Source organism: Mycobacterium gordonae (assembly GCF_001417955.2).
GTDB lineage: Bacteria > Actinomycetota > Actinomycetes > Mycobacteriales > Mycobacteriaceae > Mycobacterium > Mycobacterium gordonae_B.
On record NZ_LKTM01000157.1, the window covers coordinates 15,293 to 31,920 of the forward strand.

Sequence of the window (16,628 nt, forward strand, 5' to 3'; positions counted from 1 at the left end):
GCTGCGAATCGGTCATGAGTGCCAGCGTTTAGCCCCGGCTTGCTGGCCGGCAACCCTCCAACCGCGGTGGGGTGCCCCGGGTGATGACCAGGTTGAGTAGCCGCAACGGCTACGCGGCAAGCGCGGGTCCGCCGTGATCGGACCCCTGAGCCAGACAGGGGAGCATTCTCATGAGCACTGACGGCACCACCGAGACGGACCCGACCGCGCAGTGGTCCTTCGAGACCAAGCAGATTCACGCCGGCCAGCGGCCGGACCCGACGACGAACGCGCGCGCCCTGCCGATCTACCAGACCACGTCGTACACCTTCGACAACGTCGCACACGCCGCCGCACTCTTCTCGCTGGCTGAGCCGGGCAACATCTACACCCGCATCGGTAATCCGACCACCGACGTGGTCGAGCAGCGCATCGCCGCCCTCGAGGGAGGCGTCGCGGCGCTGTTCCTGTCCTCCGGGCAGGCGGCGGAGACGTTCGCGATCCTGAACGTCGCCGGTGCCGGTGATCACATCGTGTCCAGTCCCCGGCTCTACGGCGGCACCTACAACCTGTTCCACTACTCGCTTGCCAAGCTCGGTATCGAGGTCAGCTTCGTCTCCGATCCCGACGACCTGGACGCCTGGCAGGCCGAGGTCCGGCCGAACACCAAGGCGTTCTTCGCCGAGACCATCTCCAACCCGCAGATCGACATCCTGGACACCCCGGCCGTCGCCGAGGTCGCGCACCGCAACGGGGTGCCGCTGATCGTCGACAACACCATCGCCACGCCGTACCTGATCCAGCCGCTGGCCCAGGGCGCCGACGTGGTGGTCCACTCGGCAACCAAATACCTGGGCGGGCACGGCTCGGCGATCGCCGGGGTGATCGTCGACGGCGGAACCTTCGACTGGACCCAGGGCCGCTTCCCCGGCTTCACCACCCCCGACCCCAGTTACCACGGCGTGGTCTACGCCGAGCTGGGGCCGCCGGCCTTCGCCCTGAAGGCCCGCGTGCAGCTGCTGCGCGACCTCGGCTCCGCCGCGTCGCCGTTCAACGCGTTCCTGGTGGCCCAGGGTCTGGAGACGTTGAGCCTGCGCATCGAGCGGCACGTCGCCAACGCCCAGCGGGTCGCCGAGTTCCTGGAAGCCCGCGACGACGTGCTGTCGGTCAACTACGCGGGACTGCCGAGTTCGCCGTGGCACGAACGGGCGAAGAGGCTGGCGCCCAAGGGCACCGGCGCCGTCCTGGCCTTCGAGCTGGCCGGCGGCGCGGAGGCCGGCAAGGCTTTCGTCGACGCGCTGCAGTTACACAGCCACGTTGCCAACATCGGCGACGTGCGTTCGCTGGTGATCCACCCGGCGTCGACAACCCACGCCCAGCTCAGCGCCGCCGAGCAGCTGGCCACCGGCGTCACCCCCGGTCTGGTGCGCCTGGCCGTCGGCATCGAGGGCATCGACGACATCCTGGCCGACCTGGAGCGTGGATTTGCTGCCGCCGGGGTATATAGCGCCTCTAAGACCGGCAGCGACCCGCAGACCGTGGCGGCCTTCTGAGGAGACCTGACATGACGATCTCCGACGTGCCTACCCAGACGCTGCCCGCCGAAGGCGAGACCGGCGTCGTCGACATCGGCTCGCTGAGGCTGGAGAGCGGCGCGGTGATCGACGATGTCCACATCGCCGTTCAGCGCTGGGGTGAGCTGTCACCGGCGCGGGACAACGTCGTCATGGTGTTGCATGCGCTCACCGGCGACTCACACATCACCGGGCCCGCCGGACCCGGGCATCCGACCCCCGGCTGGTGGGACGGGGTGGCCGGGCCGGGTGCGCCGATCGACACCGACCGCTGGTGCGCGGTGGCCACCAACGTGCTCGGCGGGTGCCGTGGCTCCACCGGCCCGAGTTCGCTGGCCCGCGACGGAAAGCCTTACGGCTCAAGGTTTCCGCAGATCTCGGTGCGCGACCAGGTGGAGGCGGACCTGGCCGCGCTGGCTGCGCTGGGAATAACTCAGGTGGCCGCGGTCGTTGGCGGATCCATGGGCGGTGCCCGGGCTTTGGAGTGGATGGTCGGTCACCCGGAACGGGTGCGGGCCGGGCTGCTGCTGGCGGTCGGGGCGCGCGCCACCGGCGACCAGCTCGGCACCCAGACGACCCAGATCGCGGCCATCAAGGCCGATCCGAACTGGCAGGGCGGCGACTACTACGAAACCGGCCGGTCCCCCGATGACGGCCTGCGGATCGCGCGCCGCATCGCGCACCTGACCTACCGCGGCGAGGTCGAACTCGACCGGCGCTTCGGCAACGACGCCCAGGACGGCGAGGACCCGACCAATGGCGGTCGCTATGCCGTGCAGAGCTACCTGGAGCACCAGGGCGACAAGCTGCTGTCCCGCTTCGACGCGGGCAGTTATGTGGCCCTGACCGAGGCGCTCAACAGCCACGACGTCGGCCGTGGGCGTGGCGGCCTGCATGCCGCGCTCACCCGGTGCCCGGTGCCGGCGGTAGTCGGCGGGGTCACCTCCGACCGGCTCTACCCGTTGCGATTGCAGGACGAGTTGGCCGAGCTCCTGCCCGGTTGCGGCGGCGTGCGGGTGGTCAAGTCCGTCTGCGGGCACGACGGCTTCCTGGTGGAATCCGACGCCGTCGGTGTGTTGATCCGCGAGACCCTCGACCTGGCGCTCGCACAAGGCGCGTGTTCGCGGTGACCCGCTCCAGGCGTGACCGCTCCCTGTCGTTCGGCTCGGCGGCGGCCGCCTACGAGCGGGGACGCCCGACCTATCCCCCGGATGCCATCGACTGGCTGCTGCCCGGTGGCGCACGCCAGGTGCTGGACCTCGGTGCCGGGACGGGCAAGCTCACCACCCGGCTCGTCGAGCGCGGCCTGGACGTGGTGGCCGTCGATCCGGTTCCCGAGATGCTGGAAGTGCTGACCGCATCGCTGCCCGACACTCGCGCGCTGTTGGGCACGGCGGAAGAGATTCCGTTGCCGGACAACAGCGTTGACGCGGTGCTGGTGGCTCAGGCGTGGCACTGGGTGGACCCCGCCCGCGCGATTCCGGAGGTGGCCCGGGTGCTGCGGCCCGGTGGCCGGCTGGGTCTGGTGTGGAACACCCGGGACGAACGGCTGGGCTGGGTGCGCGAACTCGGCGAGATCATCGGTCGTGACGACGATCCGCTGCGCGACCGTGCGACGCTGCCCGAGCCGTTCGGCGAGGTGGAACGCCATCAGGTGGAGTGGACGAATTACCTGACGCCCCAAGCACTTATCGATCTGGTCGCGTCGCGGACCTACTGCATCAACTCGCCGGCCGAGGTACGGACCAAGACCCTCGACAAGGTCCGCGAACTGCTGGCCACCCACCCGGCGCTGGCGAACTCCGCGGGGCTGGCGCTGCCGTACGTCACAGTGTGCGTGCGGGCCACGCTGTCCTGAATCTCACCGGTAGCCGCGCCTGAGCAGATGCTTGGCTCCGGCGTTCATGGCCTCCGGTCCGGCAACCTCGAAATCGAAGGCGTTGGCCAGCCGGTTGGTGATGCCGAAGACCAGGGCGACGTTGAGCGCGTCGCTGATCTGTTGCGGGGTAACGCCTTTGGCGAGCACGGCACGGACGTCATCCGCGGTGCAGGGCTTGGCCAACATGCGCAAGGTGGCTCGCAGCGGCTCGCCGACGGGTGCGGTGTCGACCTCTGCGAGGACGGCATCCACCTTGGCCGGGTTGCCGTACCACTGGCTGGACGTGGCGGAGTGCGCGGCGACGCAGAATGGGCAGCGGTTGGCCTGGGAGACAACGGCAGCCATCAACTCGCGGTCGCCGACGGACCATTGCGAGGGTCCGCGCATGGCCTCGTGCGTCAATGGCCCGGCGCCGTAGAAGTCGGTGCGGTAGAGGGCGAGCTTGACGGCGTCCACCACGGGCTGGCGGGTCATCAGCCGGATCACCGCGAACAGCGCCCTGGTCGGGAGGGAATGGCCGCGTTCCAGGACTGCGAGTCTCATCGACCCGTCGCCTCGACGAGAGCGGCCAGTGCGCTGTCGTAATCACGGCCGGCTTGTCCGACGGCGGCGCAGACCGCGATCTCGAAGATCTCGTCCTCGCTGAAACCCGCGTCCCTGGCGGCGGCGACGTCGTCGTCGGTCACCTGGTGGGAATGGCGCGCGACTTTGTCGATCAACGTTCGGAGTGGGTCGCCGGTAGCAGCGTTCTCGAATGCGGCGCGGCGCAGCTCGATTGGAGTCTGTGCAGCGCTGCCGAGGATGCGGGCGACGAGGGCCCGATGCAGTTCGGTGATGTCGGTCATTGCGGTGGTATTCCCCCTTTCCGCTATGACGACGAACGACGAGCCACTGATGTGACGAGAACCCGAGTGATAGTCAAATCGAGCCGGCCCGAAAACCACTACTGCGCGACCGGCAACTCCGGACACAGCGTGATGTAGCCGACCTTGGGCGAGATCCACTGCTGCCAGTCCTCGTGACTGACGTTCGACGTCAGCTTCGAACAGAGCAGCTTGGCGGTCGCGTCGAGCGGGGTGGGTGAAAGTCGCACGGTGGTGTCGGCACTACCCGAAGCCAGGCTCCGCCCGTCGGGACTGAACGCGACACTGAGGACGGAATCGGTGTCGCTCATCAGGGGCTGGCCCAGCGGGTGCGCGTGGGCCAGATCTTCCAGGTCCCACAGCTGCACATCGTGATCGGCGCTGCCCGCCGCCAACGTGTGACCGTCCGGACTGAACGCCACCTGATAGACGTAACCGGTGTTTCCGTGCAGCGGACGGCCCAGCGAGCTCGGGCGCGCCGGGTCGGTGACGTTCCACAGCAAGACGGTGTCATCGCCACTGCCGGAAGCGAGGGTGCGTCCGTCGGGGCTGAAGGCCACGCTGTAAACCGCGGTCATATACCGGCGAAACGGCTGGCTCAGCGGCACCGCATGGTCAGTGACGTTCCACAACCGGATGGTCGCATCGTCGCCAGCGGAGGCCAGGGTGCGCCCGTCGGGACTGAATGCGACACTGCGCACGGGCGCGCTATGACCGGTGAGCGGCGCGCCCAGCGGAACCGGATGCGCTGAGTCCGCGACATTCCACAACCGGACGGTGGCATCGTCACCACCGGAGGCCACGGTGTGCCCGTCGCGGCTGAACGCGACACTGCGCACCGGTGCGCCGCCAGCCGTGAGCGGCCCGCCCAACGGAGCCGGATGCGCTGAGTCCGCGACATCCCACAACCGGACTGTGCCATCGTCGCCGCCGGAAGCCAGGGTGTGCCCGTCGGGACTGAACGCCACACTTTCAACGGCGCCGGTGTGACCCCGCAGCAGCTGACCCAGCACTCGCGGGTGTACCTGGTCCGCGACATCCCACAACCGGATGGTGGCGTCCTCGTTTCCCGAGGCCAGGGTGTGTCCATCCGGACTGAACACCACACTGTGCACGGCGCCGGCCTGCGTTTGGAGCGGCAGCGCGGTGTCCAGGTTCCACAGCTGGATGTTGCCGTCCTGACTCCCCGAGGCCAGAGTGCGTCCGTCCGGGGTGAACGCGATGCTGGGCACATTTCCGCTGTGACCGGCCAAGGGCCCGCCCAACGGGCCGGCGTGTCCCGGATCTGAGACGTCCCACAGTCGCACGGTGTCGTCGTCGCTGCCGGAGGCCAGGACGTGTCCATCCGGGCTGAAGGCCAGACTTTGCACAATCCCGGTGTGTCCCAGCAGCGGCTCACCCAGTGGCCTCGGGTGTGCCGGGTCGGCGAAATCCCACAACTGGATGTCGCCGTCACCGCTGCCGGAAGCCAGCACCCGCCCGTCCGGGCTGAAGGCCAGGTCCTGCACGAAGCGGGTGTGACCCGACAGGGGTTCGCCCAGCGGGGCCGGACGTGCCGGGTCGGCGAGATTCCACATTCGCACCCTGCCGTCGTTGCCACCGGTGGCCAAGACGTGCCCGTCGGGACTGAAAGCCAGACTGGTAAGACCTTTGCCCTGGCCCAGCAGGGGCGCTCCCAGCAAACCCGCATGCCGCGGGTCGGCGACGTCCCACAACCGCACCGTGCCATCACCGCCGCCGGAGGCCAGCACACGTCCGCCGGGGCTGAACGCCACGCTGGCCACCCCGGCTCCCTGGCCCTGCAGAGATTCGCCCAGCGGACCCGCATGCCCCGGGTCGGCGACGTCCCACAACCGCACCGCGCCATCAGCGCCACCGGAGGCCAGCAGGCGCCCATCGGGACTGAACGCGACACTGGCCACCGCGGCGCCCTGCCCCACTGCTCCCAGTGAACCCAGTGGGCGCGGGTGTGCCGGGTCGCTGACGTTCCACAGACGCACGACGGCGTCGCCGCCACCGGAAGCCAGGACGCGCCCGTCCGGGCTCATCGCCACCGTGGCGACCGGGGCCGGCGTGGAGAGGATGATGCGCGTGGTGTTCAGCACCGTGGCCGCGGTGTAGAGCGCGCCGAGTCCGGCGGCGGGGTCCGAACGCAACCGCTGCGCGGCCAGGGTGGCGGTCAGCGCGCGAATGTTGCTGTCCGTGATGGTTCCGGAGAACACGGCGGCGGCCTGGGCATCGAGTTCCGCGGCCAGCGCGTTGCGCGCTTCGCGGGTGGCCTGCTTGAACATGGTCACAGCCACCACCGCGCCGACAACCGCGATGACGGCGATGACGGACGTTCCGGCGAGGACCGCGCGCAGGATCCGGCTGCGCTGGCGTAGCGCCGCCGCGCTCTCCTGAACCTGTTCGCGCGCTTGGGTTTCCGCGGCGGCGAGCTTCTTGGCGGCCTCGAGTTCGGCGACCTGGCGCTGCGTTTCCAGCGCCGCCTGTTCGTTCTCATGCTGGCGCGAGGCGAGCAGGTAGTCGCGGACGTTGTTCAGGCGGTCACAGAATCCTGGCTTGGCGGCCAGGTTTTCGGCTGCGGTCAGCCGGGGGCCGTGCAGCAGCCAGGCGTCCTCACGCTGCTTCTTGCGCCACTCGGCGGCACCGCGCTCCAGAGCGTCAGCAGCCTTGAGGTCTTCGCTCTCCTCCACCAGCCAGCCGGCCAGCTCTTCCCACAACCGCAGCAGGCTTTCCAGCGCGACCTCTACGACCACCACCCCGTCGCGCAGGTCTTTCATCAGCAACCGGCGCTCGATGAAACGCTCCAGCAGCGGATGACTGTCAGCAGGCAGGTCGTCCCAGCGCGCCAGCCGTCGCATCGGCTGGTCGTTGTCGGGATTGACGGTGGCCAACCACGGAATGAAGGCGGACCGCAGCCGGTGCAGCTGCTCGGCGCGCTCACCGGGTTCCGATGCCAGCAGCTCGTGGATCTCAGCTTGCACGACGCCGTCGATACCGCCCCGCTCGTCATAGGGCTTGGCGGTCAGCCGGCCCGTCGACCCGTAGTCGCGGTACAGCCAGGCCAGGGTCAGCGACAGCAACGGAAGCGTGTCGGCGCCGGCGGTGGCGTCGTCCAGCAGGCGGCGCACCAGATCCTCGTCGAGGTACAGCGGACGCCCACCGTCGGTGGATCGCTGCGCCGGGCCGGTGATCACGCTGTGGAACTGGGTCGCGTCCATCGGCCGCAGATCGAACTGTCGGGTCTGCAGCCCGGAAAGCTGTGGCGCGGTCTGCATCACCTCGTAGCGGTCGGTGCGGATGGTCGCCGCCACGATGAACGGCAGCCGGTCCTCGCCGTCCCCGGCGAGCGCCAGATCTCGGATCAGCGCCAGGAAACCGGCGGCCTCGCCACCGCTGTCGGCGGTGAACAGCTCTTCGGCCTGATCCAGCGGCAGCACGATGGTCGGCGCTTCGCGCTCGGCAGCCGCATCGGGCGAGCCCCCGGCGTCCCGGCATTCCAGCAGCCAGGTCCGCAGCGCCGCGGCGTCGCCGCGGGTGCAGGCGTCCTTGATGTCGCCCAACGGCGGCTCGTGCAGGCCGACTCGCTGCCGGGCGGCGCAAATCGCCTGCGCCAGGCCACACGCCCCGGTCAGCGCCCTGAGCTCGGGCCGGACGATGTCCAGCACGAGATAGCTGCGCTTGATTCTCTGCAGCCGGGGCACGATGCCCGCGCGCAGAAAACACGACTTGCCCGCTCCGGATGCCCCCAGCACGACGAACAGCGCCTCGTCGCTGTCCCGCATTCCGTGCAGTGCGTCCATGGCCCGCACCAACTCGGCGTCGCGACCGAAAAACACCCCGGCGTCGACCGGCTGGAATTGCTCCCACCCGCGATAGGGCGGCCGGTCCGGTTCCGAGGGCGGTGGCCACGGGAACGATGCCGCGCCGATGCCGCTCTGCAGCGTGTTGGCCAGTCCTGCGAACGCGGCGGCACCGCTGCGCGGTGACTCGACGCGCGCGCCCACCTCGACAGGGTCGAGGCTGTCGCCGGCTTCCCCGCGCCGCGGCGTCGCCAAAGCGGCGGCCGCGGCCACCGCCAGATCACCGGCGCTCTGGTAGCGGTCGGCGGGGTCCTTCGCCATTCCGCGGGCGACGACGTCGTCGAACCCGACCGGCACGCCGGGCCGGCGCTCGCTCGGCCGCGGGGGCGGCGTGGTCAGGTGCGCCGTCATCTGTTGTGCCACAAGCTCTCCGGGGAACGGCCGGTCGCCGGTCAGGCATTCGTAGAGCACGCAGGCCAACGCGTAGACATCGGTGCGCGCATCGGCGACGTCGCTCATCAATCGTTCCGGCGCCATGTAGGCCCAGGTGCCGACGGTGCGGCTCGCGGTGGTCAATTTGGAAGCCGAATTGTCTTGAGCGATGCCGAAATCGATCAGGTAGACGAAGTCGTGGTCGGTCATCAGGGCGTTGGACGGCTTGACGTCGCGGTGGACCAGACCATGGGCGTGCGCCGCATCCAGGGCGGCGGCGATCTGTTCGACGACCCGCACGGCTCGCGCCGGAGCCATCGGACCGTCGCGCCGCAACGCGGCGTCCACATCGAGCCCACGGATGATCGGCATCACCAGATAGAGACGTCCGTCGATTTCGCCGGTGTCGTGAATGGGGATGATGTGCGGTTCGGTCAACCGCGCCGAGATCAGCGCCTCCCGGCTGAATCGCTCGCGAAATCCCGGAACGCGGCTCCGCTCGCCAGGCAGGATCTTGATGGCCACGTCGCGTCCCATGACGGTGTCGTGGGCCTTGTACACCTCGCCCATGGCGCCCTGGCCGATCAGCTCGAACAGTTGGTATCGACCGAATTCGCTCGCTTCCAACCGACGCGCCCTCCTTCCGCCTCCCTCGACTGCGGTGGGCTACCGCCATTGAACCGGGCCGACGTGCGTCGAGGTGGGGAAATCGCGCGATGGAGCCGACAACTCAGAAGGAAAGCCCCGAATACATCAGCCCGTTCGGGTCATACTGCTGCCGCACTGAGGCCAGCCGCGCCAGATTGGCACCGAAGTACCGTGACGCCGGTGTATTGGGCTCCAGGTAGTTGACGTACCCGCCGGCCGAAACCTGTTGCACCGTCGTGTGCGCGGTGGCCACCCAGGTGCTGGCCGTCGAGGTTTGTCCGCCGCCGTTCTCGACGTACCACTGCGCGACGGCGGCGTGCCGGCGCCATGGAAAGGCCGAGTCGGCCGGCTCGACGTCGCCGACCGCGCCGCTCAGCGTGTCGACGATCACCGACGCCCGTCCGCCGGCCGGCGGCCACTTTCCGAGTGCCGCGACAATCGCTTGTGCTGCAGTCGAATTCATGGTGCCGATCACGTCGGACCCGGCCACGAAGCCACGCGGGGAGCTCGTCGCGCTCCCGCCGGCCAGGTACATCACCAGGTCCAGGTGGGTCATCGTCTTGCGTTCGGTCGCGGTGGGCTGCGCGCCCACCGCGTTCGTGATCGCTTGAGCCACGGCCTGGCCCGAGCCGGCGGGGCAGGTGGCCAGCACATGGCAGTTACCCTCGGTGCCGCTGACCGACAGATCGACCAGCCCCCAGGTGTTGCGGTCGGCGGCCGCGAGCCAGGTCTGCCAGCCGGTGAGCACCTGCGCGCCGGCGGCCGGGGCGAAGTCGACCCGCACCACGTCGGAGTCGGCGACCGGGAAGGTGGAGAACGTCAGCGATGTGGTCACCCCGAAGTTGCCGCCGCCTCCGCCGCGCAGTGCCCAGAACAGGTCGGGGTGGTCCTCGGCGGACGCGGTGACGGTCTCCCCGCTGGGCAACACCACCGTGGCCGACCGCAACGCGTCGCACGCCAACCCGGCGTGCCGGGAGTCGGCACCCATCCCACCGCCCAGCGTCAGCCCGGCGGTCCCGACGGTGGGACAACTGCCGGTGGGAATCGCCCGCCCGGCAGACGCCAGCGCCTGCTGCACCGCATACAGGTTTGTCGCGGCGGGCACCGTGACGGTGCCGGCGGCGCTGTCGACGTTCACCCCACCGGGCAGCCCGCGCAGGTCCAGGACCATGGCGCCGTTGGCGGTCGAGGCACCGGTGTAGGAGTGCCCGCCGCCGCGCGGGGCGATCTTGAGCTTGTTGGCCGCCGCGAACGCGACGGCCTTCGCGACATCCGATGGTGAGGTCACCACCACGACCGCCGCCGGGGTGGCGGCGTTGTAGTTGGAGTTGAAGACCTGCTTGGCGGTGGTGAAAGAGGCTCCGTCGGCGGGCAGCAGTACTTTGCCACCGATTGAGGAGGCCAGGCTGCTCCACGCGCCGGTCGGTTCCGCCCAGGCGCGCGGCCCTCGAATCCCGGGGGAAATTCCGAACAGTGCCGAGCCCGCCAACGCTCCGGCGGCCCCCCGAAGAAATGCCTGGCGAGAAATCATGAGCCGCATTGTTCTTCGCCCGAGCACCGGAAGCGACCCTCCGTCCACGTGTCGCGGCACAGCGTGACGCTATTGTGTCCGCAAGTCGGTCCGGCCGCCCCGCCGCGGTCGCAAAACGCCGGTCCTGCCAAACCTTTACGCCATCGTGTCCCGAATGAGACTGTGAAGGACGAAGGTTCGAGAGGTCGCTTGAGTGCCGCCAGAGGGTGCTCTCCAACAATCCTGAGGGAGCCCCACCATGCAGCCATGGCGTCACCAACCCCTGACCGTCCGGCTATTGGCCGGAACCGCCTGCCTGCTGACCGCGGGCGCGGTATTCGCCGCCCCGGCCGAGGCCAGCCCCGTCGACGACGCATTCATCACCGCGCTGAGCAACGCCGGCGTCAACTACGGCGACCCGATCAACGCCGAGAACCTGGGCAAGTCGGTCTGTCCGATCCTGGCTCAGCCCGGCGGGTCGTTCAACACCGCCGCTTCCCGCGTGTTCGCCAGCCAGAGCGGCATGTCGCCCGAGATGGCCGGGATGTTCACCACCATCGCGATCCAGATGTACTGCCCGTCGGTGATGGCCGACGTTGCCGCCGGCAAGGTGCCGGGCGCACTGCAGCAGATCCCGGGCGTCGGCAGCATTCCGGGCCTGGCCGGAATTCCGGGGATGCCCGGTAGCTGACCGGTCTAACCCGTCCCCAGCGGGTCGATGGTCCACGCGACGTAGACCATCGCGGCCCCCACCGACGCGGTGGTGAGGAAGTCGGTCCCCCGGCTGCGCACCACCAGCAGGCCGGCCCGCTCGTCGGGCAGGGCCAGCCGCAGCACGGCGGCCACCCCGACACCGATGCCGATCAGCAGCGAGCCGCGGCGCCAGAAGTTGGCACCGGCCAGCACGAACGCCACCAGGAAGATGAGCCCGACGAGCAGGATCGGCCATTGGGCGCGCACCGCGCGCCCCAGAATGGCCCGGACCGTCATCGGATAGTCACTGCCGTTCGGCCAGCTCGACGACGTTGGTCAGCAGGAACGCACGGGTCAGCGGACCGACGCCACCGGGGTTGGGTGAGATGTGACCGGCGACCTCCCACACGTCGGGGTGCACGTCCCCGGTGAGCTTGCCGTCGACCCGGCTGACACCGACGTCGACGACGGCAGCACCGGGGCGGACCATGTCCGCGGTCAGCATGTGCGGCACCCCGACCCCGGCGACGATGATGTCGGCTTGCCTGGTCAGCGCTGGCAGATCGCGAGTTCCGGTGTGGCACAAGGTGACTGTGGCGTTCTCCGACCGCCGGGTGAGCAGCAGCCCGAGCGGACGGCCCACCGTCACACCGCGCCCGATGACCACTACGTGCGCGCCGGCGATCGGCACGTCGAAGCGGCGCAGCAGATGGACGATGCCGCGCGGGGTGCACGGCAGCGGCGCCGGCATGTTGAGCACCAGCCGGCCCAGGTTGGTGGGGTGCAGGCCGTCGGCGTCCTTGTCGGGGTCGACGCGCTCCAGAGCTGCGTTCTCATTGAGATGCTTCGGCAGCGGCAACTGGACGATGTACCCGGTGCACTCGGGGTTGGCATTGAGCTCGTCGATGGTCTCGTTGAGCATTTCGGTCGAGATGTCGGCGGGCAGGTCGCGGCGGATCGAGGTGATGCCCACCTTGGCGCAGTCGGCGTGCTTGCCGCGGACGTAGGCCTGCGAGCCCGGGTCGTCACCGACCAGAATGGTGCCGAGCCCCGGAGTGCGGCCCGCGGCAGTCAGCGCCGCGACCCGCTCGGTCAGGTCGACGAAGATTTCGTCACGGGTGGCCTTGCCGTCCAGCGTGATTGCGCCCACGCCAGACAGTCTGGCATGCCCGGCGCGCGGCTCGGTGAGTGCGATCTCCGAGTCGAGACCGCGGTGGCGGCACAGAACCTGTATTCACGCCCGCATACAGCCCGAATCGGCGCTTTCAGCGCAGGCTCGGAGCGCTGATCGCGGTGTCGGCGGCGCCCCTGGCGTCCCGCAGCTGCACCCCACGTCGCCGGTCTCATGACGACGGTTAGGCTGCCTATATGTCTGCAGCCCCAGACGTTCTGAGCCCCGCCAAACTCGGTCCGTTGACCCTCCGAAACCGGACCATCAAGTCGGCGACCTTCGAAGCCCGCACCCCGAATGCGCTGGTGACCGACGACCTGATCGAGTACCACCGACAGCCCGCCGCCGGCGGGGTCGGGATGACGACCGTCGCCTACTGCGCCGTCTCCCAGGGCGGGCGCACCGAGGGCAACGGAATCTGGATGCGGCCGGAGGCGGTGCCGGGCTTCCGGCGCCTCACCGACGCGATCCACGCCGAAGGCGCCGCCGTCAGCGCCCAGATCGGCCACGCCGGCCCGGTCGCAAACGCCCGCAGCAACGGAGCCACCGCGCTGGCCCCGGTGCGGTTCTTCAACCCGATCGGCATGCGGTTTGCCAAGAAGGCAAGCGCCGACGACATCGACGAGGTGCTTGCCGATCACGCCAAGGCAGCCCGATTCGCGGTGGAGGCCGGTTTCGACGCCGTCGAAATCCATTTGGGGCACAACTATCTGGCGAGTGCGTTCCTGTCCCCCCTGATCAACCGCCGCACCGACGAGTTCGGCGGTTCGCTGGCCAACCGGGCCAAGGTCGCTCGCGGGCTGGTGATGGCGGTGCGCCGGGCCGTTGACCAGGGCCCGCGGCAGATCGCCGTCACCGCCAAGCTCAACATGTCCGACGGCGTGCGCGGCGGCATCTCCAACGAGGAGTCGCTGATCACGGCCAGATGGCTCGAGGAGGACGGCGGGCTGGACGCCATCGAACTGACGGCGGGCAGCTCGCTGGTCAACCCGATGTACCTGTTCCGCGGCGAGGCGCCGCTGAAGGAGTTCGCCGGCGCCTTCAAGCCGCCGCTGCGCTGGGGCATGCGGATGACGGGCACCAAGTTCCTGCGCGAATATCCCTACCAAGAGGCTTACCTGCTCAAAGAGGCCAAGCTGTTCCGCGCCGAGTTGAAGCTGCCGCTGATTCTGCTGGGCGGCATCACCAACCGGGAGACGATGGACCTGGCGATGGCCGAGGGGTTCGACTTCGTCGCGATGGGTCGAGCACTGCTGGCCGAGCCGGACCTGATCAACCGGATCGCCCGGGACGGCGCGAGCGTCCGGTCGGCCTGCACACACTGCAACAAGTGCATGCCGACCATCTACAGTCGCACCCACTGCGTGGTGACCGGGGCGCCGGACTAGGGCCGGCTTTTCCGGGTAGCCAGCCGGACAGCCAACTAATATTTCGCTTTATGGCTGACCGCTGGCCCCTGACCGGCCGCGCGGATGAGCTTCGCCTTATCGGCGAGGCGCTCACCGGCAGCGAACACAAGGGAATGGTCGTCGCAGGCGCGGCGGGTGTCGGCAAGACCCGGTTGTCCCGTGCCGCCGCCGACGCGGCTGCGCGGAGTGGTTGGTCAGTGCGGCGCGTGGCGGGTACCGCAACGGGTCGCGCGGTGACATTGGGGGCGTTTGCGCGCTGGGCCGGCGCAGCGGACACATCGGTGGCATTGACACGCAACGTGTTCGCGGGCCTGATGGAGGGCGCCCAGGGCGCGCCGCTGCTGGTGCTTGTCGACGATGCGCACCTCTTGGACGACCTGTCGGCACTGCTCGTGCACCAATTGGTTTTGCAGGACGCGGCAAGCGTGATCGCGACCATCCGCACCGGCGAGACCATGCCGGACGCGGTGCGGGCACTGTGGAAAGACGGCCTGTTGCGGCGGCTTGAGTTACAACCGTTGTCCCGCAACGAGACTGGCAGTCTGCTGCAGTCCGTTCTCGGGGCGGCCGTAGACCCTGACTGTGCCGAGCGGCTGTGGAAGTTGAGCCGCGGGAATGTGCTCTTTCTGCGTCATCTTGTCGAGCACCAGCGGGAATCGGGCGGTCTGGTGCTGGTCGACGCGCAATGGTGCTGGACGGGAACACTCACGGCGTCGCCGTCGCTGGTCGAACTGGTAGAGCAGCAGATCGGCACGGTGGCCGACGACATCCGGCAGGTAGTGGACCTGGTCGCGATCGCGGAGCCCCTCGACCGGCAGGTTCTGGCCGCACTGGCCGACCCGCAAACGATCGAACGTGCCGAACAGCGCGGGCTCATCACCGCGGATGCCGCCACCGACGCCGTCTACGTGGGCCACCCGCTGTACGGCGAGATCCGGCTGAGCCACTGCGGACCGTTGCGGCTCAAGAGACTCCGAGGGAGTGTCGCCGCCGTGATGGCGGAGAGGAATGGATCAGACCTGCTGCGGCTGGGATTGCTCTGGCTGGAGTCCGACCTGGTGCCCGATGCGGCAATACTGATGCAGGCCGCCAAGATCGCGGCATCGCGACTTGACGTCGGACTGGCGGAGCGGCTCGCACATGCGGCGGCGACCGCACGGCCGGGTCCTGAGACGACGATCCCGCTGGCCTACATCTTGTTTCTCCAGGAGAAGGGCGACGAGGCCGAGGAGGTTCTGAACACTCTCGGTCCGGCGGAGTTCGCCGCAGACGGCTTCCTGGACGGATCGATCCTGCGCGCCGCAAATCTGTTGTGGTTGCTGAGAAATCCTGGTGAATCCCGTGCCGTGATCGACAGCGCGATCCGAAGCAGCGACGGCGACCGCAACCACGCGCTGCGCACGTTCCGGGCCGCGATCGAAGTGGTGGCCGCCGAGCCGGCCGGCGCTGCCGAAACCATGGCCGGGATCGACACTGATCGGCTGGACGACTTCGGCCGTGTCGTCGGCTACGCTGCGGCGACGATCGCACTCGGCGACCTTGGACGTGTGCGGGAAGCGTCCGCCCAGGCCTCGGCGGGCTACCGGGTGCTCAGCGATTCACCGCAGGAAGCGTCCTTCCATGGCACCGGGTTGGCGGAGTTCCACGCCTACGCACTGATCGCGGCGGGATGCATCGACGACGCGGACGCCATCGCCGCCGAGCAGTATCGCCGATACGCCGACCTGCCCGGGATGTCGCGGTCGATGGCGATCGCGGCCCTGGGCATGGCGGCGCTGGGAAAGGGCGATCTGGCGGCGTCCGTGCGGCATTTCCACTCGGCCGGAGAGAGTTTCGGCGGCTACGGCGAAATCTCCGGACTGTTCTATCGGTTCAGGATTCTGCAGACCGAAGCGCTGGCGCGATGCGGCATCGTCGATGCCGCCCTGGCCTCTTTGGAGACGACCCGACGGAGCCGTCACCCTGCCTACCGATACGTCGAATCGAACTACCTGTTGGCGTCCGCCTGGGTGCACGCCGTGCAGGGCCGGGAAACCGATGCCCGGCAAATCTCGCTGCGGGCAACGGAATTCGCGCGAAATTGCGGCCAGCACGCGCGTGAAGCGATGTGTCTGCAGACCGCGGTGCAATTCGGGTACGCCGGCGCGGCCGCCCGACTCGAAGAGTTGGCCACCCGAGTCGAGGGTCCCAGGGCGCCGCTGTCGGCCCGCTACGCCCGCGCCTTCGCCGACGATGATGCCGCGGGGCTGGATGCGGTCTCGAACGACTTCGAGGCGATGGGCGACGTATTGGCCGCCGCCGATGCGGCGGCCCAGGCCGCCTGCTGCCACCGCTCAGCGGGCCGACGCGGCAGCTCGCTCTCGATGAGCGCGCGAGCCCAACTGCTCGCCAGACGATGCGGCGGAGCGGTCAGCCCCGCGCTCGCTGCCAGCAAGGTCCCGCTGCCCTTCACCCGGCGCGAACACGAGATCGCGAACCTGGTGTCCCGCGGCCTCTCCAACAGGCAGATCGCGGAAGCGATGTCGTTGTCGGTCCGGACCGTCGAGGGTCACGTCTATCAGGCCAGCACCAAAGCCGGCGTCACGTCACGCTCCGAGCTGTCCGACCTGGTCCGACAGTTCAACCACGTCGGCGAACCGTCTGACGGTTGAGGGCAACCTCGTA

At 69.1% G+C, this 16,628-nt stretch carries 12 protein-coding genes and 1 riboswitch; of the genes, 6 read left to right on the plus strand and 6 right to left on the minus strand.

Going from position 1 to position 16,628, the window contains the following annotated elements:
- The first annotated feature begins 10 nt into the window (after window positions 1-10).
- A riboswitch (SAM riboswitch) is annotated at window positions 11-129 on the plus strand.
- Between the two features lie 41 nt (window positions 130-170).
- From AO501_RS13925 to AO501_RS13935, 3 genes are read left to right on the plus strand one after another with little or no spacing between them, the layout of a single operon-like run.
- The gene (locus tag AO501_RS13925; protein ID WP_055578280.1) at window positions 171-1,532 is read left to right on the plus strand and encodes a bifunctional o-acetylhomoserine/o-acetylserine sulfhydrylase; all 1,362 of its coding nucleotides are present in this window, start codon (window positions 171-173) and stop codon (window positions 1,530-1,532) included.
- An 11-nt stretch (window positions 1,533-1,543) separates the two neighbouring features.
- The gene (gene metX / locus AO501_RS13930; RefSeq protein WP_055578281.1) at window positions 1,544-2,683 is read left to right on the plus strand and encodes a homoserine O-acetyltransferase MetX; all 1,140 of its coding nucleotides are present in this window, start codon (window positions 1,544-1,546) and stop codon (window positions 2,681-2,683) included.
- Window positions 2,680-3,411, plus strand: coding sequence for a class I SAM-dependent methyltransferase (locus AO501_RS13935; RefSeq protein ID WP_055578311.1), 732 nt, complete (start codon window positions 2,680-2,682; stop codon window positions 3,409-3,411). Before metX ends, AO501_RS13935 begins: the two co-directional genes overlap by 4 nt.
- Window positions 3,412-3,414: 3 nt before the next feature.
- On the opposite strand, the gene AO501_RS13940 is transcribed toward AO501_RS13935, so the two are convergent.
- From AO501_RS13940 to AO501_RS13955, 4 genes are all read right to left on the minus strand, one after another.
- On the minus strand, window positions 3,415-3,975 hold the full coding sequence (locus AO501_RS13940) for a carboxymuconolactone decarboxylase family protein (protein ID WP_055578282.1): 561 nt from the start codon (window positions 3,973-3,975) through the stop codon (window positions 3,415-3,417).
- Window positions 3,972-4,277, minus strand: a complete 306-nt coding sequence (locus AO501_RS13945; RefSeq protein ID WP_055578283.1) for a hypothetical protein — start codon at window positions 4,275-4,277, stop codon at window positions 3,972-3,974. The genes AO501_RS13940 and AO501_RS13945 overlap by 4 nt, the downstream gene beginning before the upstream one ends.
- Window positions 4,278-4,375: 98 nt before the next feature.
- Window positions 4,376-9,160, minus strand: a complete 4,785-nt coding sequence (locus AO501_RS13950) for a protein kinase domain-containing protein (protein WP_055578284.1) — start codon at window positions 9,158-9,160, stop codon at window positions 4,376-4,378.
- A gap of 103 nt (window positions 9,161-9,263) precedes the next feature.
- The gene (locus AO501_RS13955; protein WP_055578285.1) at window positions 9,264-10,721 is read right to left on the minus strand and encodes an FAD-binding protein; all 1,458 of its coding nucleotides are present in this window, start codon (window positions 10,719-10,721) and stop codon (window positions 9,264-9,266) included.
- Between the two features lie 229 nt (window positions 10,722-10,950).
- On the opposite strand from AO501_RS13955, the gene AO501_RS13960 reads away from it, so the two are divergent.
- Window positions 10,951-11,382, plus strand: coding sequence for a DUF732 domain-containing protein (locus tag AO501_RS13960; RefSeq protein ID WP_055578286.1), 432 nt, complete (start codon window positions 10,951-10,953; stop codon window positions 11,380-11,382).
- A gap of 5 nt (window positions 11,383-11,387) precedes the next feature.
- Here AO501_RS13960 and AO501_RS13965 read toward each other — a convergent pair whose 3' ends face one another.
- Together AO501_RS13965 and AO501_RS13970 are read right to left on the minus strand one after the other, a co-directional pair.
- Window positions 11,388-11,681 carry a DUF3017 domain-containing protein gene (locus AO501_RS13965; RefSeq protein ID WP_055578287.1) on the minus strand — a complete coding sequence of 98 codons (294 nt, stop codon included), beginning with the start codon at window positions 11,679-11,681 and terminating at the stop codon, window positions 11,388-11,390.
- 7 nt (window positions 11,682-11,688) lie between these two features.
- The gene (locus AO501_RS13970; RefSeq protein ID WP_055578288.1) at window positions 11,689-12,534 is read right to left on the minus strand and encodes a bifunctional methylenetetrahydrofolate dehydrogenase/methenyltetrahydrofolate cyclohydrolase; all 846 of its coding nucleotides are present in this window, start codon (window positions 12,532-12,534) and stop codon (window positions 11,689-11,691) included.
- A 218-nt stretch (window positions 12,535-12,752) separates the two neighbouring features.
- Here AO501_RS13970 and AO501_RS13975 point away from each other — a divergent pair, with 218 nt between their 5' ends.
- Window positions 12,753-13,943: an NADH:flavin oxidoreductase gene (locus AO501_RS13975; protein WP_055578289.1), complete on the plus strand. Its 1,191-nt coding sequence runs from the start codon at window positions 12,753-12,755 to the stop codon at window positions 13,941-13,943.
- A gap of 50 nt (window positions 13,944-13,993) precedes the next feature.
- Entirely contained in the window at window positions 13,994-16,615 is a 2,622-nt protein-coding gene (locus AO501_RS13980; protein ID WP_055578290.1) for a helix-turn-helix transcriptional regulator, read from the plus strand.
- The last annotated feature ends 13 nt before the right edge of the window (window positions 16,616-16,628 follow it).